Below are 18,373 nucleotides of genomic sequence, written 5' to 3' on the forward strand. Positions count from 1 at the left end.
GTTTTGTGCCAGTGAGGGGATTGCGTGCAATAAGTGGTTTAAGGTTTACTGGATCCAATGTTAGGGAGACGAAAGTATTGATTTTCTTCCAGAAGTTGTAACTTGTTTTTTAAAGTATGGATAATATGGTCAAATATTATGGAGAGTGTTTTCGATATTAAGAACATCTTTATTTTTCTGCAATGATCTCTTGGTTACTCATAAGCTACCTAAATAAAGGAAATTAAAGCAACTTGAAAGAAAAGACAAATGAAAAGTTTATTACCGCCAAACGCAACAAAGCAAGAGCAAGCACTGGTTAATGCAATCGATTATAAAGTTGATCCAAGCAGGATAAGAGGATTTAAATTTAGCCTAGGGGAAAAAATATTGCCGTGGTTGATTGAGGAATATGGTTTAGAAGAGATACTGCGTTGGGTAAAAGATAGAAGAAAAGCCGTAATAGAAGGAGTAAAATTTCAAAGACTGCGAGGAACTCCAGCATCACTAAAAATAGCACTAAAATGGGCAAATATAGAAGATATTAAAATTATTGAAGAACCACCTGGTAAACATTTTTTTGAGTTGCAAGTAGGGATAAAAGAGGTACCAAATGACTTCTTCGTAGATGCAGTAGTAGAACTTGCAAAACTATCACTGCCTGTAAGATCCAGATTGATGAGGATTTTTAACGATTATTATAATGTGCAGAGATTTATATTGGATGAGAGTTTATTTGGAGATCTTCTTTCTGATTATTCAGGGGTAAAAATAGAAAAAGATGGACCAGTGTTATCATTTGGAAGAGTAAATTTTTTCAGGTCTAGTGGTCCGTTAGTAGAGATTGTAGACAACTATTTAAGAGAGCATTATGAACAAACATTTAGTAATGACATATATCGATTAGATGTAGCAGTACTTGGAGAAACAGAGGCTCATACAAAGGATTACAAAGGCATTTATGAAAGAAGTCATCAGTGGTACAACTTAAAAGCACTATATCCTCTATCACAGAGCTTATTACCAGAAATAAAGTTTGCCAAAGCACAGATTGTACTGTCAGATAGCTGGAAATTAGGAGAAATAAATGGGTGCTTTCCAGTAAGTAGCGTAGAAGAAAAAGGAAATAAATTTGTATTGGGAAACGATAAACTTTCAGGGCAACGTTGGAATTTAAAACACAAGCCAATTTTAGAAAGATTCAGTATTATCCATCGTTACAAAGTAGAAAATTATACAGATCAGAAGGTCAGAAAATATGTTTTAGCAGAACACAACATTTACTATAAAAACGACTTATATTCAGAGCAAAAAGACTCAATACACGAATTAGAAAAGCACATTTTAGTATTTTATCCAGGAGTACTGAAGTGGCACGAACATCGACATTTGCACAGAAGTTGGAAAAATAGTCAAGTAATATCTATAATAAGTTAAATACTTATATTTAGATCCTCATATATTATATTAATAATAGGTTAAAATGTATGAAATAAAAAGAAAAGGACTTGCTTTCTCATGCTAAAAAGGACATGACTTGAATAGCGGCAGGTAAATATAAGAAATTTGTCTGGCGCTAGAAAAGCTAATTTTGTGAGGTAAGTATGAAGTTTAGCAAAGAATCTTTTAGTAAGTTTTGTAAAGAAGTATCAAGTAAGGATATTAATAAAAGAAATGAAGAAGGAGAGACGATATTACACCAAGCAGTAGAAATCTCCAATTACAAAACAGTGAAGTTATTAATAAAAAAAGGGGCAGAGGTAAATGCAAGAGATAAAAATGGTTATACGCCACTACACTGTGCAGTATTTGCGAAAAGCTTAGAAAATGTAAAAGTGCTGCTAAGGTCGGGAGCAGAAGTAAATGCCACTCAATATGTCAGTGGATGTACGCCACTCCACTCTGCATGCAAAATAGGAGGAGTTGAAATAATAAAAGAGCTGGTAAAGGCTGGAGCTGAAGTTAATCAACTGAATAAGTACGGTGCAACACCAATGTATTACATCTGGGAAAGTGAAAAGTATCGTCTATGTGATAGTAAAGAGAGTGAAAAGGCAAGTAAGTTTCTGAGAGAACAAGGAGGAATAACAAAAAGTAGAGAACTGACGTGCTATGGAATAGAGAGGCTAGTGGGAGAAATAGCAGACATGTTGAATGGGAGTTATTTACCGGAGCTAAAAATAATAGAGATAGGAGAAATAAGGAAGAGAGACAAATCACTAATAAAGGAAGAATGTGAAAATTTAGCAAGCAAAATAATAAGCCAAGTAAGTGAAATGATAGATGAGGTGGTGAAAAGGAGGGCTTAAAATTCAAAAAAAAGGTGAGGTAGGTTATGAGTAAAGAAGGAAAAGAGGAGTCACTATTAGAGAACTCGTTTAAAAATATTTATGCAAGAGATGAGAATGGAAGAACAGCTCTGCATTATGCAGTAGACGCAAAAACAGTGAAGTTATTAGTCGAAAAAGGAGTGAATGTAAATGCAGCAGATGTAGGAGGATATACAGCACTGCACCTAGCGGTAACGGAGAAACGTCTAGAAATCGTGAGAGAATTGATAAAATCAGGAGCAGAAGTAAATGCTGAGGAATATGGAAATAAATGCATACCTCTACACCTTGCGTGCATGGTAGGTGAAAAAGAAATAGTGGAGGAGCTAGTAAAAGCAGGAGCAGAAATAGAGCAAGCAGATAAATTTGGAATGACAGGGATGGATTATGCGAAAAATAGTAAAGAGATAACCGAGGTATTAAAGAAAGAAACAGACAGGATTGAAAAGCTATTTATGAGAGGCTAAAAATATGGAGGAAGAAACAGAAAAGAAAGTAATGAATTTAGAGAAAAAAGCGTTGGCAGAACTGAGAAAAATATGGAAGAAGGTATATGAGGAAGAAGCACCTAGATACTCAAAGAAATATCTGATACCAAGATTATCTTATAGAATGCAGGAGGAAGCGTATGGAAAAATGTCAAGAAAGGGGACAAAAAGACTAGAGTATCTGGCAGATCGGCTAGAGAAAGGAAAAAGAATAAGTAGCGATAAACTACCAGTAGAAGGGACAGAATTAATACTAGAGAGAGGAGAAGAGACACATGCGGTAATGGTGACAGATAAGGGTTTAATCTACAGAGAAGAATTTTTTACGTCATTATCAGCAGTGGCAGGAAAAATAATGGGAATGAGCTACAATGGGCCGCTCCTATTTGGTTTGCGTGATCAAAAGGGAAAGGAAAATGTGTAAAGGGATAAGATGTGGAATATATACTAGGAAGTCAAATGAAGACGGTCTAGAACAAAAGTTTAATAGTTTAGATGCGCAACGAGTAGCATGTGAAAAGTACATAAAGAGCAGAGAAGGCTGGGTAGCATTGGCCAAAAGGTACGATGATGGAGGTTTCTCAGGAAAGAACTTAGAAAGACCAGCAATAAAGGAATTATTTGAAGATGTTAAAGGAGGAGAAGTAGATTGTGTAGTAGTGTACACACTAGACAGACTATCAAGAGAAACAAAAGACAGCATCGAAGTAACATCATTTTTTAGAAGACACCGAGTAAATTTTATAGCAGTAACGCAGATATTTGACAATAATACGCCAATGGGAAAGTTCGTGCAAACAGTGTTATCAGGAGCAGCACAACTAGAAAGAGAGATGATTGTAGAGAGAGTAAAAAATAAAATAGCAACATCAAAAGAGCAAGGGTTATGGATGGGTGGAACTTTACCGCTTGGGTATGATGTAAAAGATAAAGAATTAATAATAAATGAGAAAGAAGCAAAGACAGTGAAGCATATATTTGAAAGGTATTTTGAGCTGAAGTCAATGGCAGAACTGGCAAGGGAATTAAACAAAGAAGGATACCAAACAAGGTCTGATATTTTTAAAAAGGCAACGGTGAGAAGAATAATAACGAATCCAATATATATGGGAAAAATCAGGCATTATGAGAAAGAGTATGAAGGAAAGCACGATGCAATAATAGAAAAAGAAAAATGGCAAAAAGCACAGGAATTGATAAAGGATCAGCCATATAGAAAAGCAAAATATGAGGAAGCATTGCTTAGGGGAATAATTAAGTGCAAGAGCTGTGAAGTAAACATGACGCTGACATACTCAAAAAAGGAGAATAAAAGGTATCGATACTATATATGTAATAATCACTTAAGGGGAAAAGGTTGTGAATCAATAAATCGGACTGTAGTAGCCGGAGAAGTAGAAAAAGAAGTGATGAAGAAAGCGGAGCAGCTATATGAAAATTGGAAAGAAAAGACCGAAGAAGAATGGAAAAATTTAAGTTTTGGAAAGCAGAAAGAAGTAGTGAAAAAGTTAATAAAGGGAGTAATGGTAAAAGAAGGTGAAATAGAAGTGAGTTCAGAGGATAAGGTGGAATTTATACCAATGTGGTTAAAAAAGAAAGGAAATAAATGCACAGTAGTAGAACCGGAAGGCAAAACAAATAATGCGCTACTCAAAGCAGTGGTAAGAGCCCATCTGTGGAAACGTCAACTAGAAGAGGGAAAATACTCAAGTGTGAAAGAGCTGAGTGCCAAAATTAATATAGGTACAAGACGTATACAACAAATTTTAAGATTGAATTATTTAGCTCCAAAAATAAAGGAAGACATAATAAATGGGAGACAGCCAAGTAATTTGAGGCTAGTAGATTTAAAAGAAATACCGATGCTGTGGAGTGGGCAGATGGAGAAATTTTATGTGTATTAAATAAGACTCAACCTGACAAGTCAGTTATAATAACCTCTATTAATCACACGTATATTTATTACAATTTTAGACAAAACTGTTAATATAGAAACTATACTAGACAACGACAGTCGAAATAGCATGTAACTATATATTTGCAGCATACATTCTTTTAACTACTATTGAATGGCAATAAGGATCATAATAAACCATTTTGTGAATTTTTCATAATATCTAATTAAAAACTCTGGGGCAAAAATTAAAGTAACTAATCTCTACCCCGTAAACATTAGCAACTAGTAACCATATTATCTACTACACTAGTGACACCAGGGACAGCCCATGAAGCAGTTCTTGCTTCTTTACGTTCATCAAAATTTCTTATTTTACCTTTGAGAGTCACTTTACTACCATCAACCTCTACTTGAACATTATTTGCATCTATGCGCGCATTACGCTCAAACTCCTTAGTAATTTTATCTTTCACCTCTACTGCATCAACACTAGGTTTTACTTTTATATCATTAGTAAAATATGTCACTCCGTATAGATGTTGTACAGCTTTTCCTGCATATTCTTTCTGATAATAATACTCAACATCACCAGTTAAAGTTAAATGTCCATTTTCCAAAGTTACTTTAATTTGTTGATGCGGGACAAAAAAACTCCACTTCAAAGTAGTAAGAGCAGCTTGGACTATGTCATCATCATTTCTCTTGTAGTCTGGTGTAAGATCCACTTCTAACTCATTAGCTATACCTTTAATTTGTTTAAGTTTTTGTACTGCTTTTTCAGCTAAACATTTTTCAGCATAGCTTTTGACTTTACCACCCAATATGACTACACTATTATCCTTAATTGAAATAGTTATATTTGATTCATCAATACCTGGTTCAAATCGTAACTTGTCCATAACGTTCGTATATAATTCACCACTTGTTACCATAGAGCCTCCAAATTTATAAAAAACCTCACCTCCAAGCCTTAACGTAGGTAAGAAACAAGACATTTTATAATATCTCAATTAAATGATTGTTTGTCAAGCAAATTTTTCGTAATAATTTAATTTATTTTTTGATGACATTACCAGCAAAAGTAGAGAAGACGTTTTTGTCATGAAAATAATGAATCAAATTTCTAAAACAAGTGATGAATGCCTTTGACCAACAGTGAGTAGAAGATTAAGTGTATTTGCAATTGGTGCTTAAAGCCTAATAGGCAATTTAAATGACTCAAGTATTTGATTTACACGGCAAGACATCAATTATCACAGGCGCTTCAGGCGTTCTTGGAGAGCAATTTGCTCGCACTTTAAGTGATGCAGGTGTACGTGTTTTGCTTATAGGCTGAAGGATAGAGAAACTTGAAGCATTTGCTTTGGAGATTAAGAACTCCAAGGCCATCCAAATTGATATATACCAAATAAAGATCGATATCTGCGTAAATAATGCTGGGATTGCTTCTTTGACACCTATCTTTAAGGAAGATAAAATACTGATTTTGAAAGCATTATTCAAACGAACTTGATAGGTGTGTGGTATGTAACAAAAGCAGTTGCTGGTCATATGAAATATAACAACATTCATGGGTCAATTATCAATATTGGTAGTATTAATGGTGATTCCATACCAGCGAAAGGTGGAAAAGCTGCTATAATTCACTTAATCTAAACGTTAGTGGGTGAATTATCACCTTACAAAATACGTATCAATTGTATTTCTCCAGGATGGTTTAAAACCTTACTATTACCCACAAATCAAAGACATGGTATTGTATTTGCTCAAATAATTTGATTTTATTAACCTGAAACTTATTAGATTAAAATTATTAAATTAAGAGTTATAATTTTAGCAACTGAAGGCTGTAAATTGTATCATATAAACAGTTGTTTCAAGCAAAAGTTATACCATTAAGAGCTACACAATAAACGTTTATATTTGTGGTAATAGTAAAATATTCTCTCCGTTAATGATGAAATCCATTCTATTAATGTCTTTATATGCTTGCTCACCAGAATTTGCGCTTTTATTATCTTTAGCTCTTAAACTACTAAAACCAAGTTCTTTAATTTTAGCCTTCAATGTACCTAATGGATTTGCTTCACTCATACTCCCTCTTTCTTCAAAGCCAATTATATCATAAGAATTATTAATAGATTATTGACAATATGTAGGCGTAACAAAGGCTTTACACTATCTGTATAATAAATACGCAAAGATAACGGAACTTTATTATACTCTATCTATAATGATTTAAAATAGCAAGCCCCAAACTAGAAGCCTGCTATTACTTACTGGTTACTTTACATCAATTTTCTTGATGTGTTTCTCTGACTTAGGTATAGTTACATGCAATACTCCATCTGAAAAATTAGCAGATACTTTATCTTGCTCTACATTTACTGGAAGCTGAATAGACCTATAGAAAGAGCCATAGTACCTTTCTTTATGATAAAACTGCTTATCTTTTGATTCATTATCACATGTTTTTTCACCCTTCACTATTAAGTTATCGCCAGATATACTAATATCTATGCTTTCTTTTGGAATACCTGGTAACTCTAATGAGAGGCAATAGCTTTCCTTTGTTTCATAAAAGTCACAAGCTGGTAGTAGACTGCTTCTTCTGGAAAGCTCTGGATTCCATCCTGTAAAGAAGCTATCAAATATGTCATCAACTGCTCTTTGTAACCCTCTTACACTAAAATTATCACGATTATTGTTTTTATTTAAATGAACTATATTACTCATGTTGTACCTCCTTTTATTAATACATGCATTACATAATCATTCCACTTACTAATTTCAATCCTAAATCTAAAGTCAAAGTTTGTTAGATGTGAAAAACTGTTCCAATTTACTATAACTTGATTATAAGAAAAAATTCTGGCTTAGTTGATTAATGATAGATTTTATTACCTCTACCCACTTACGACCATAAGAATATGATGGAAGAGAGAAGAAAGCTGTTGAAGTTTTTACAGCAAACCTGCATTTCAGCAGAATAAACAAACACATGCCAGTATTAGTAGAGAATTATTTATAAGTCAACTAACCTTTTCAAAAAATATTTTAGTGAAAGTACCATGCTAGTTAGTGTTATAAAGAATTGAATTATTTACTCTTTCAAAAAAGGTCATACATTTGTGAGAACAAGCCGAGTAAAAATAAGGTTATAAAAATAGAAGATTTAAATTATTTCAATAAGCTTAGGCAAATCAGTTCATATGTAGATATGGATGAAATGGGCTAATGTGGCTAGTTTTAGCGTATAATGAAATTACTATATTAAAAAGTTCGTATGTATCATTTGGTAGACCAACGCATTCCAAGAAAACTTGTTCTCACGTACGGTAGTTTTGAGCGTTGGAAATGGCTGTTTTACTTGAGATATTAATAATATATTTTACTAAATTAATATTGATTTACTTGTAAAAGAATTAACAAGCGTATGACAAAAACAAAATTTAAAATAAATAAAAGGTCATGTATTGAGTCTATTAAGGGTCTTTTGCCTAAAACTACTTTGGGTTAGAAAATTTTTCTATACATAATAGTAATTGACAAAGTTTTAAAGGTAGAGCAACATGTCTAAAATATATTAAATCTTGTTAGGGGGTAAGTATAGATTACGAAAATGTACAAAAGGTATTACTAACTTCCATTAAAGAGGATGATCCTCATAAAGGGCTTAAAGAGTTAGAGATTAAAAGATGGTGTATTGCATATCAGACATTGCTGAATAAATGGGATAGCACAATAATACCACCCCTTTTTAAGAAAGTTTTAGAAGATGAAACTTGTTGGAAGATAGAAGATGCTTCAGGACAAATTAGACTTAATAGGTATGCTTTCGGGGAAAAATTGTTAGCCTTGAAAACTTTGGATGGGCAAAGAAGTCTTATTAGACCCTTTGATCGCTACAGAATTGCCTGCTGGTGTTGTTTTGAAGACGAGATAAGAGCTATTTTTGAAGAATTTAAATTAACATTAGGTAATAAACCAGTAGAGAGTTTGGTTAAGGGATGTGATAAAGGGGCTTTAATGATCTACTGGTCACATGCTATGAATAACCAAGAACATCAGTTGGAATTAAATAATGAGCATCCATATGTTTACGCTTTTAAATGTGCGATGCTAGAAAAGCATGTTGAAGCCTTGGAATTCTTCTGGGATAAGTTACAGTCAATTGATTCTGTATCTCCAAAAAGGAAAGAAGATTTATTAATGGAAGTAGCATATAATAAAGGACGTTTTTCTACTGATGATGTTGGAATGGTTGATTTTTGCCTACGTCATCTTGATCCTAACAGATATCATGAATTATTAAAAAGAGATTTTAAACAAAATAAGTATCATTATACGTTAAGTACGCTCACAGGAAGTTACTCCTTTGAAAGTGCCAAAAGCTTGTTTGAGCATTTGGAGCCAGAATGTTTATCTCCTGAAAAATATTCTGTACTAATTTTTACAGTGTTAGATTCAATTACCTCTGCACCAGGTGATAGTTTTATCAAATCTGGTAGTGATATGCTTACCTCTATGTGGAATAGTCCTGGCTTTGAGTCTCATAAACAACACTATTTAAATAAGCTAAGCGAACAACTCTCATCAACCAGAGATTTGGTTGCTTCTCTTATTAAGGGAAATAAAGCTGTTAAAATATTATCTGAAATTGTTAACTCCCTTAGCCAAGAGCAAATGTACTCTATTATGGAAGAAGATAAATCAGAATATGAGCTGTTTATGAGAGTTAGAAACACGCAATTGCATTGTGGGGCAGGTGATAGTCAGTTGCCAACTTCATCATTAGATGTAGAAACTATACAGCAAAAGGTGACTGATGTTAGAAGCAAAGTATAGTGTTTCTGTTTTTGGAAATTCAATTACTTAGACTTAAACGAAAGCATGCAAAGAGTTTAATAAGAGTAAAAATTGTAAAAGGTTAAAATCAGGAGGAGGTTATGGTTGATAACAATCAACAACAAGAAAGACCACAAGATTTTGAGCTAATGGAGTTACTTTTTGGTAAGGTAGATTCTTCAACTTCTGATTCAGTGGATCTACTCGATAAATCTTTTGAAGCAAGATATCAGTCATTGGTTGATCAAATACAATCTTATTTGCATTCCAGTGAAAAGCCTGGTTTTTTTCCTCATAGGTTTTTAGGTTGGTTTTCCAGTGTGTTAGATACTAAGCTTAACGATAAGCTAAGCATAAGGAAGTTATATTTTCGTTTTGAAGGGGCAAGAACTTTAAAGGTTGTAGCAGAAACAGAATCCAAAACGCATGTTTTTATTTTTACTGAAGATATAGAAGCTCAACATTCTAACTCTCCACAAACACGCACTAGGAATTTTGAATTCACCACAGGTGAGTGGAAGAATGTGATGGGTAGAGATTACACTCCATTAGACGAACGTAAGCTTCAAATTGATGTGATAAAAATTTTGAAAGATAAGTATGAGTTAGTAAAAAGCAAGCCAAAGTCAGACAAGGATGTTAAGTCGAAGAAGTTACATTTATATCTGAAGAACAACGTATTGGAGTGTAAAGCTAAGGATATATATGGCAATATTCAAACAATGCAAATTGATTCTGGTGAATTAAAGGGTAACGATGCGTTTAAAAATAAATTTTTTGATGAAATTAAGCAGTTTTTAGGTAAGTCAGGTAAAGATCTTAGTGATGATGTTAGAAAGGAATTATCAAGACTTACATCAGTGAAGGGATACACTTTAAAGAGTAATGAAGAGGATGAAAAAATAAATATTAAGCTAGAAAGTAAAAAGAAGATCAAAGATATACCTATCTCTCCTCCAACAGAATTTCCATTTATAGAAGTGAAAAAAAAAGCTGGGTAAATCTGTCTATCTGGAAAGTTATATTGAAAAGCTTGCTAGTCCAGATAAAAAGCAAGTTCAGGACAATCTTAAAGCTATTCTAAATTATATTAAAAAAATTCATACTAATTTAAACTTACAAGATAGTGTTTACGGCAATAGAGCTCGCGAAGCTGATCAACATGGTTTTGTAGCAGGAATGTTTGATAACTTTCGATATCGTGATAATACCAAACTCTATCTGGAACAGTTTGCTGGAGGAGGTTACGCTGATATTGTTTTGCTTGTTCGTGGGCCTAATCGTGCTGTTGATTCAGTTCCAATTCTTATTGAACTCAAGGCTGGAACTGAAGGACAAGTTGATCCAAGTGATGCGCTGAGACAAGCTGAAGATTATATAAAAGGTTTTAGACCAAATAAGATGAGGATTTTAACCAATGCAGATAATGCTATTGCTGTTGGGTTGAATTTAGATAATGCGGAACCGTTTAAAACTGAAGTAAAACCTATTAAACAACCACCAGCTCCTTTGATGGAGGAATTTATCGAACTAGTTGGCGAGTGGGATAATCAATCAATTTCTGAGGAAGTTTTTAAGCGAAAGGTAAAAGATTTGTTATCAAGCGAATACCATACTTTTCCAGCGAATAAAGAAACAAAAGATCATTACTATTTCAGTAGAGATATATTAGGTCAATCAATTTTAATTAACAAGATTGGTCAAGATCAGGGTAACGTAAAAAAATATATATATTCATATAATGAGTATCCGCTAAATTGGCCTCAGGGAACAGAATACACTTTATCTAAAAGCCCTGTTACAACATTAATATTTGTTCAAGGTAATGAAGGGCAAGAGAAAACAGCATTCATTTTTCATATCAGAGAATCCAATACGAGAGAATTTTATACTGATAAAAAAATTCCAGTGCTGGACATACCCGGAATAGGGAGAGTAGGCAATGTCATAGAAATTAAAATGAGTCTCAAAAAATATGAAACAGGGTTATCTTTTGAAGAACTTTTTGAAATAGAACAGATAAGCAAATATAAACCAAGTAGTGCAAATCAACAATTTGCAGGTAATTTCCTTAAGATACCTAATGCTGATGAATTAAAGGGAAAACTTGATCAAGCAATTACTTCTCAACATGCCTCTGACGGTGAGGTTTCATTGCAAGCCTATAAAGTGTTACTTACTGAAGTAGCAGATAAGATTTACTCTATTAAAGATTTGATTACTAATGAAGCAAGATTACAAGCCATTCTTAATGGTTTGTTTAGTAGTTACAGTGATTTAAAGCTACAGGAGACTTCTGCGAAGACTGTAATCATACCTGAATTTCAAGTAGGAGCAGGTGGTCGTGTTGATATGGTAATTCAAGGTATTAGTCCTTCACCTCAGGGTACTAAAGAATACACTCCTATAGCACTGGAATTTAAGCTTATAGATAAAAACTTAGATGAAGAAGGGATGAAAGAAGAGGTTGATAAATTAACAAAAGAACAAAACATTAGATATGCTAAAGGGGCAGCACTGAAAGCAATCACAGATAGTGATAAAATATTTTTCATGGGTGTAGTTGTTAATGTGCGAGCTAAAGATAAAAATTCTTTAATATTAACGAGTGATGAGCTTATTCCTGCTAAAGTGAGTCATAGTTCTATTCACTTATTCATGAAAGAACATTTAGAAAAGCTAAAGGATCTATCACAAAGACTTAAGAATATAGCTATACAAGAAGAATTGCCTACTTTAGAATCTGCAACAGCAGAAAACGATTATCATTACTGGCTTCAACAACATGATATAGCTGACGTTGCAAGGGTACAATATGATTATAGAATTGATGGAACTGATGAGTCATTTGAGGTTGTAGGGTCAGTAAACCATATAGCTAGTCAATTGGAAAAATTTCAGAGTAAAGTAACAACAGATGATAAAAGAAAGCCATTAACTTTAATTGTGAATTTAGATAACAATCATTGGGTTACATTAGTTGTCTCTCATCAAAATGGGCAGTATAATGGTTACTATGCGGACTCGTTGGGTAATAATGCTCCAGATAATATTCGTCAAGTTTTACAAGATGCTCAAATTAACGTTAATGATGTTTCTATTACTCAACAGAGAGACGGTTGCAACTGCGGTTTATGGGCATTAGAAAATGCTAGAGACATTAATGCTGCATTGCAAAGAAGTGGAAATAATGTCCTTGATCAAATAAGAGACGAATTGCAAGTTCAAGGAAGGGGTGAAAATTATTTTATAGATATGAGAAAAGATATTTCGGAGAAATTAAGTATAGATCAACAACGTATAGCTAACCTAGAATATATATTTGCTAGAGATAGTAGCTATGATGCAAGACCTGGAAATGAGTTAAGATCTCCAGGAGTTGGTAACGTTTCCAGGAGTCGTGGGCGTGAAAGTCCATGATAAACGAAGATATTAGATTAACTCAAAGCAATATAGTATATCTCTCTTCGCAAATAACGGAAATGATATGGAGGTAGATAAGTCATTTATCATATATTTTAAAAATTTCTATAAAGAGCCCAAAATGAAAACCTTGTCTATAAAATATGATAATAAAGATATAATATTAAAAGATTATCAGGAAGAAATAAGTGCTGCAAGAAACGTTGATACTGTGAAAAAAGAGTATAGGGATCAAGTCTATGACGATGTTTTCAATCGTATTCCAGAAGTTATGGAATTTCTATAGACATGAGCATAGCAGGCAGCACGTTAGAAATCGTAGAAGTGAATACACAATAAATAGTGGTACAAGATCATCTTCATGGACAAATGATTTATTTGGTTGGGTAAAAAGCTCTGTGAGTTGGTTATTAAGTTCTAAACCTAAGGAAACATTAAGCACTCCAAGTTCAATCTCACAAGTTGATGCACCAATAGATATAAATGGTACAATAATGTTACTTGATGTGCTCATTAGAAAAGTTACGGGTCAGAAGTATATTTCTATAGTAGATCAGTCTATATCTCTATTAGAAGCGAGAGGTTATGCACTAAATATTACAAATAGATTTGAGAAAGTGTTGAATAAAACTGCTATTAAGTCAGGAATATCAGTGACAAATCTAAACTTTGATCCTGTAGTAGTGCAATCAGCTATAATTGGAAAAATAATAAATGGAAAATTTTCTGAAATAGCAAAAACTCTATATTCAATTGCAAAAGAAGCGTGTCCAGAATTTAAACAAACTGATAAGTTTCTAGATCATTTAAAGAGTAACTTAGAAGAAGTTTTAGCTAAGGAAGAAACTATGATACTACAGCAGAAAGTAGAAAAGCCTTCTAAAGTTTTAGGTCAGGAAGTTTCAAGGAAAGTACAGTTATCTAAAAAGCCGGATACATTCTTAAATGGAACATCAGTGGTTCAAGGAATAAGCAGAGCGATAAATTGAGGGGACTATGTGGTCTTTTCTGCCTGTAGATGTTTGATCTCATCAGGAGGAAGGCCTGTAGTTTGTGATATAATGTCAATAGAGATGCCAGCTTCAAGTAGGTTTTTGGCTACAGCTATTTTAGTCTGTTGTTCACCCTCTTCCCTACCTTTTTCCGCACCAATTTTAATGCCTTCCGCTTTACCTTTTTCATGGCCGATTTGGATGCCTTCTTGTCTACCTTTTTCTTGACCTACTCTAAGACCCTCATCAAATTTTTGAGCTAAAGCAGCTACCTCATCCATTATGCGTTTTTTCATTTGTTCATATGCTAGTAACTCTTCTTCTGACCAATTAAACTTATTCATCTCTTCATAAGCTCGTTTTATTATTAGGTCACTACCAACTATCTTATCTAGATCCTCTTCCCTTGTTTCTCCTGCATAGCGAAAAAAGTAACACCATTTTTCTACTATATTTTCTAATTGGTCTTCTTTTGTCTTTGTAAATTTTGGTAGTTCTATGAATACGAAGTAAAAATCCTTTAAGTCATGTTCAAAGCTATTTTGATCTAAAATGACATGATTAGATTTGTACTCAGCCTTATCTGGAAAAATAATACAATCAGCAACAGCTATGAAGATAATTTCTTTGAGGTTATGATAATCATCACCCTGATCAGCTTGACTTGAATAGGCTTTAGCAGCATAATATTGAGCACGCTTTTCGAAGCCCTTAGTCTTAGTGAATTGCATTTCTATGATGTATCTTGAGCCTTGAGAGTCCTTACAAAGAACATCAACAATACTCTGCTTTTTAGCAGCAATTTCAGGATCCAAAATGGTAGCTAAGAATTCAACATCGTGAATAGCAGCTAAACCAGTAAAGCCTAAAATATCGTTCAAGAAATGAATGAGGATATCTTTATTCTTTTCAGTGCCAAATATTCTTTTAAAGGCATAATCATTGCGAGCATCAAGAAATTTCGAAAGAGCCATGACGAATTAACCTAAAAAGCATTAATTATTATACACAATTGTGAAGAAATATTCAACTAAAATGCAAACATTTTGTATATCTTTATTTGGTAGTATTAACCTGTATAATATCTATTTCTGTATGTCAAATATCTCCATAAAGTACCAGATAGCACAAAAAGTAAGGAGCTGGAGGTTAAAGCGAGGTTATACTCAAAAAGATTTAGCGGGAAAAATCGGCGTAACGTATCAAATAGTACTACAATATGAAAAAGGAACACGTAAAATTTCGATTGAAAAGTTGTATGCTATAGCAGAGATATTGTCGATTGGTATTGTAGACCTAATTCCTGTATCAAATGAAAAAATCTGTTTTGAAGATGAGGGAGAGGAAATATTAAATCTAGTAAGAAAATATAAAAAGATTAATGATCAGGAATTACGTAGAATGTTTTGTTTACTAACCAAATTTGTTCAAGTTAGTGAGAAAAATAGTAAAAAAACGTAACCGTTCACGGAGATAAGGTGGTTTACAAAGTAAGTATAAAAGTGTAAAGAGATAGGAAGCTAAATATGGAATGGGTAAATGACAACAGTGCTGCAAGAAAAGGTTGTAGCAGAAAAGGCTAATCTCAAGGAAGAAATAAAAGCACTGATCAGAGAAAATGATAGCTTGAAAGCAAAAATAGTTGAATTAGAAGACAAATTGGGCTTAAATTCGCAAAATTCATCGCTGCCACCATCACGAGATATATATCGTAAGAAAGCAAAAAAGAAAAGTGATAAAAAACCAGGAGGTCAGCCAGGACATAAGGTGCATAAGCGTGAATTAATGGCTGCAGACGAGGTAGTGAGATGCACAATTGATACAATTTGTATGTGTGGAGGTAAGATTACTTTAGAAGATGAAATTATTCATCAGAAGGCAGAGTTGCCAGAAATTAAGCCAATTGTAACTGAGTACAGGTTGCAAAGAGGACATTGTAGAGTATGTAATAAAAGAATTACAGCAAATTTACCCGAAGGTGTTGCAAGAGATTTTCTAGGACCCAATGCTAAAACAGTTATAAGCAGCCTTAGCGGCTTTTTTATTAACTCAAAAAGAGAGGTACAGCAAATTTTGGGCAGTATTTTTAATCTAAATATAAGCCTTGGTTTAGTCTCAAATACTGAACGCAGGGTATCGAAGAAGTGTGCATCTGAATATGAGAAAATGAAGGAAGAGTTGCAAGGAAGCGAGTATTTGCATATAGACGAAACAGGGCACAGAAATCAAGGAAAGAGAGGCTGGAGTTGGGTAATAACAAACAAAGCGTTGACACTTCTGAAGGTAAGCGAGTCTCGTGGTAAGAAGGTGTTGAAGAGTTTACTGCCAGAATATGATGGTATAGTTGTGAGCGATAGATACGCTGTATACAATTACTTCAATCGTGAAAATAGACAGATATGTTGGGCACATCTGGCAAGAGATTTTGAGAGATTTGCCCATAGTAAAAATGTTGAAGTGAGCAAAATTGGCCAAGCACTAAAATCGCTCAGCAATAAGGTGTTTGTAGTAGATAAGGCAAAAAAACAAAATTTGATAGATAATTTGAGATTTTATCGACTGGTGCGAAAAATTCGGAAAAGGGTAAAACATTTTTTACGTAAAATGACGAGGGTTGCAAATAGCACTCAAGCTTCAAGAATGGCCGCTAAGATGTTACGATCTGAGGATATGATGTGGAAGTTTTTAAGAAAACCTGAAGTGATAGAAACAACTAATAACCTTGCAGAACGGCAAATTAGACGGTACGTAATTTATCGTAAAAACAGCTTTTTCACCTGGTCAGAACGTGGAGAAAGATTCGTGGAAAGAATGTTGTCGATATTTTTGACATCACGTCTAAATGGCCAGAACCCCTTTCAAAAGCTACAGAATCTAGTAGCTGTCACTGCTTAGTTCTTTAATTCATTCTCACAATCCGTGAACGGTTACAAAAAAACGGAGAGAATAAAAATTGCAAAAGGTCTGGTGAAAGCAGGAGTTTCTGTTGATACTGTTTCAAAAACAATTGGTCTATCTGCTGATGAATGTGTTGAAGAAAAAACGGGTTCTATCTACTACCAAATAGGAAAAAAGATAAAAGAATGGAGACTAGTGCGGGAATATACTCAGAAGGATTTAGCAGAAAAAATGAGTACAACACGTGATGAAATAAGCAACTATGAGCAAGGACGTGTGGCCATTCCACTGGAAAAATTATATGCAATAGCAGAAACATTATCAATTAGCATTACAGATCTGCTCATAGAGGAAGATGAGATAGTAGAAAGTGAGCTACCTGATTTAATAAAAGAATACAAAAAAAATTGAGAGTCAAGAATTACGCTATGCGCTAATAAAATCTCTGTTTGAAAGCATACAAATTTGCGAAGAAAAAGTGAAAAGAGCAGAAAAGATGAAAATTGCAAAGGATTTAGTGAAAGGAGGAATTTCTACCGATATTATTTTGCAAATAACAGGCCTCTCTTTAGGCGAAATTCAACAGATTTAAAATAAAAAATCAGTATATATTAATATCTTTACTCTTAGATGAAAAAATAAGTAAAAAAGATTGAGAAATTGATTTGACTTCACTCAAAAGCTATGGCTTTATGCCAATGCTGATAAAAAAACAGCAGTAAATATTTAAAAAAAGTTTGTTGTTAGTGAAGGGTAAATTATATGAATCAAAGTAAAGAAGAAATCGAATTCAGAATATTAGAAAGCAAAGGCAAAGCACTACTTGATCGTGAAATAATGGAAACGTTTCTAAGTGCGGTACATGAAAGGCCACAAGCTCAGGAAATTGCTAAAAATCTGGTGAATACTTATACAGGAGTAGGAAGGATTTTAGGTCGAGAAATGGATGACCTGAAAGTTATAGAAGGAGTAACTGATTCTGCAGTAGCAATGATTATGTGTGTTAAGGAAACACTAGAAAGGGTACTGAGAGAAAAGCTCAAAAGTGAGCCAATAATGGACTTACAAAGGCTAGTAGAGTACTTAAACGTAAGTATAGGCCACTCAGAAAGGGAATGTGTAAAAATACTGTACTTGAATAAAAGGCGTCAACTAATTGGAGAAGAATCCTATATCGGTGAAATGGAAAAAGCACCAGTGTACATAAAGGAAATTATAAGAAAAGCATTAATAAAAAATGCAGCATTAATAATAATGTCACACAACCACCCTGGAGGGAGCTTAGAGCCGTCAGAAGAAGATCAAGCAGTAACGAAGAGCTTAGCAGTAGCGTGTAGTACTGTAAGCGTTAGATTATTTGATCACATTATCATCACAAGTACGGGCTATTTTAGCTTCAGAGAAAGTGGATTGTTATAGCAAAAAGTATTTGCAAATCTACTCACATTAATTTATAATGAGTAATATAATGTATAAATTAAGGTTTGTATACTTAAAAAGTATTTTTAATAGTGGAGG

General features: G+C 33.6%; 17 protein-coding genes and 2 pseudogenes. 15 read left to right on the plus strand and 4 right to left on the minus strand.

Annotated elements, in window-relative coordinates; genetic code table 11:
- Positions 1 to 249 precede the first annotated feature (249 nt).
- From OPR58_RS04360 to OPR58_RS04380, 5 genes are all read left to right on the plus strand, one after another.
- Positions 250 to 1,416, plus strand: coding sequence for a phage tail protein (locus OPR58_RS04360; RefSeq protein ID WP_264336599.1), 1,167 nt, complete (start codon positions 250 to 252; stop codon positions 1,414 to 1,416).
- 167 nt (positions 1,417 to 1,583) lie between these two features.
- Complete coding sequence (locus tag OPR58_RS04365) at positions 1,584 to 2,288, plus strand: ankyrin repeat domain-containing protein (RefSeq protein WP_264336598.1); 705 nt, start codon at positions 1,584 to 1,586, stop codon at positions 2,286 to 2,288.
- Between the two features lie 26 nt (positions 2,289 to 2,314).
- Positions 2,315 to 2,776: an ankyrin repeat domain-containing protein gene (locus tag OPR58_RS04370; RefSeq protein ID WP_264336597.1), complete on the plus strand. Its 462-nt coding sequence runs from the start codon at positions 2,315 to 2,317 to the stop codon at positions 2,774 to 2,776.
- A 4-nt stretch (positions 2,777 to 2,780) separates the two neighbouring features.
- Positions 2,781 to 3,221 carry a DUF2924 domain-containing protein gene (locus tag OPR58_RS04375; protein WP_264336596.1) on the plus strand — a complete coding sequence of 147 codons (441 nt, stop codon included), beginning with the start codon at positions 2,781 to 2,783 and terminating at the stop codon, positions 3,219 to 3,221.
- Positions 3,214 to 4,701, plus strand: coding sequence for a recombinase family protein (locus tag OPR58_RS04380; RefSeq protein ID WP_264336595.1), 1,488 nt, complete (start codon positions 3,214 to 3,216; stop codon positions 4,699 to 4,701). Before OPR58_RS04375 ends, OPR58_RS04380 begins: the two co-directional genes overlap by 8 nt.
- A 268-nt stretch (positions 4,702 to 4,969) precedes the next feature.
- On the opposite strand, the gene OPR58_RS04385 is transcribed toward OPR58_RS04380, so the two are convergent.
- Positions 4,970 to 5,626 carry a BON domain-containing protein gene (locus tag OPR58_RS04385; RefSeq protein WP_264336594.1) on the minus strand — a complete coding sequence of 219 codons (657 nt, stop codon included), beginning with the start codon at positions 5,624 to 5,626 and terminating at the stop codon, positions 4,970 to 4,972.
- Positions 5,627 to 6,212: 586 nt separating this feature from the next.
- Here OPR58_RS04385 and OPR58_RS11270 point away from each other — a divergent pair.
- Positions 6,213 to 6,350 carry a hypothetical protein gene (locus tag OPR58_RS11270; protein ID WP_264336592.1) on the plus strand — a complete coding sequence of 46 codons (138 nt, stop codon included), beginning with the start codon at positions 6,213 to 6,215 and terminating at the stop codon, positions 6,348 to 6,350.
- Between the two features lie 261 nt (positions 6,351 to 6,611).
- On the opposite strand, the gene OPR58_RS04390 is transcribed toward OPR58_RS11270, so the two are convergent.
- Positions 6,612 to 6,788, minus strand: a complete 177-nt coding sequence (locus tag OPR58_RS04390; RefSeq protein ID WP_264336591.1) for a hypothetical protein — start codon at positions 6,786 to 6,788, stop codon at positions 6,612 to 6,614.
- A 189-nt stretch (positions 6,789 to 6,977) separates the two neighbouring features.
- Positions 6,978 to 7,430, minus strand: coding sequence for an Hsp20/alpha crystallin family protein (locus OPR58_RS04395; RefSeq protein ID WP_264336590.1), 453 nt, complete (start codon positions 7,428 to 7,430; stop codon positions 6,978 to 6,980).
- Between the two features lie 984 nt (positions 7,431 to 8,414).
- Here OPR58_RS04395 and OPR58_RS04400 point away from each other — a divergent pair.
- The 5 genes from OPR58_RS04400 to OPR58_RS04420 all read left to right on the plus strand — a co-directional run bounded on the left by OPR58_RS04400 (position 8,415) and on the right by OPR58_RS04420 (position 13,954).
- Positions 8,415 to 9,542 (plus strand): hypothetical protein, encoded by a 1,128-nt coding sequence (locus OPR58_RS04400; RefSeq protein ID WP_265023073.1) that lies wholly within the window; start codon positions 8,415 to 8,417, stop codon positions 9,540 to 9,542.
- A gap of 101 nt (positions 9,543 to 9,643) precedes the next feature.
- On the plus strand, positions 9,644 to 10,543 hold the full coding sequence (locus OPR58_RS04405) for a hypothetical protein (protein WP_265023074.1): 900 nt from the start codon (positions 9,644 to 9,646) through the stop codon (positions 10,541 to 10,543).
- 178 nt (positions 10,544 to 10,721) lie between these two features.
- Positions 10,722 to 12,962 carry a Ulp1 family isopeptidase gene (locus OPR58_RS04410; RefSeq protein WP_265023075.1) on the plus strand — a complete coding sequence of 747 codons (2,241 nt, stop codon included), beginning with the start codon at positions 10,722 to 10,724 and terminating at the stop codon, positions 12,960 to 12,962.
- Positions 12,963 to 13,029: 67 nt separating this feature from the next.
- Positions 13,030 to 13,251 (plus strand): hypothetical protein, encoded by a 222-nt coding sequence (locus OPR58_RS04415; RefSeq protein WP_265023076.1) that lies wholly within the window; start codon positions 13,030 to 13,032, stop codon positions 13,249 to 13,251.
- Entirely contained in the window at positions 13,205 to 13,954 is a 750-nt protein-coding gene (locus OPR58_RS04420; protein WP_265023077.1) for a latrotoxin-related protein, read from the plus strand. Before OPR58_RS04415 ends, OPR58_RS04420 begins: the two co-directional genes overlap by 47 nt.
- 5 nt (positions 13,955 to 13,959) lie before the next feature.
- Here the strand turns inward: OPR58_RS04420 and OPR58_RS04425 are convergent, their stop codons facing one another.
- Positions 13,960 to 14,931, minus strand: a complete 972-nt coding sequence (locus OPR58_RS04425; RefSeq protein ID WP_265023078.1) for an Rpn family recombination-promoting nuclease/putative transposase — start codon at positions 14,929 to 14,931, stop codon at positions 13,960 to 13,962.
- Positions 14,932 to 15,052: 121 nt separating this feature from the next.
- Between OPR58_RS04425 and OPR58_RS04430 the strand changes: the two are divergent.
- The 4 genes and pseudogenes from OPR58_RS04430 to OPR58_RS04445 all read left to right on the plus strand — a co-directional run.
- Positions 15,053 to 15,412 (plus strand): annotated as a pseudogene (locus OPR58_RS04430) (helix-turn-helix domain-containing protein); the annotation flags it as partial.
- An 84-nt stretch (positions 15,413 to 15,496) separates the two neighbouring features.
- Positions 15,497 to 16,852: an IS66 family transposase gene (gene tnpC, locus OPR58_RS04435; RefSeq protein WP_265022241.1), complete on the plus strand. Its 1,356-nt coding sequence runs from the start codon at positions 15,497 to 15,499 to the stop codon at positions 16,850 to 16,852.
- Positions 16,853 to 16,888: 36 nt separating this feature from the next.
- A pseudogene (locus OPR58_RS04440) lies at positions 16,889 to 17,447 on the plus strand (helix-turn-helix domain-containing protein); the annotation flags it as partial.
- Between the two features lie 170 nt (positions 17,448 to 17,617).
- Positions 17,618 to 18,274: a JAB domain-containing protein gene (locus tag OPR58_RS04445; protein ID WP_265023079.1), complete on the plus strand. Its 657-nt coding sequence runs from the start codon at positions 17,618 to 17,620 to the stop codon at positions 18,272 to 18,274.
- The last annotated feature ends 99 nt before the right edge of the window (positions 18,275 to 18,373 follow it).

This window comes from Wolbachia endosymbiont (group B) of Ischnura elegans (genome assembly GCF_947251585.1).
In the GTDB taxonomy this organism is placed as follows: Bacteria; Pseudomonadota; Alphaproteobacteria; order Rickettsiales; family Anaplasmataceae; genus Wolbachia.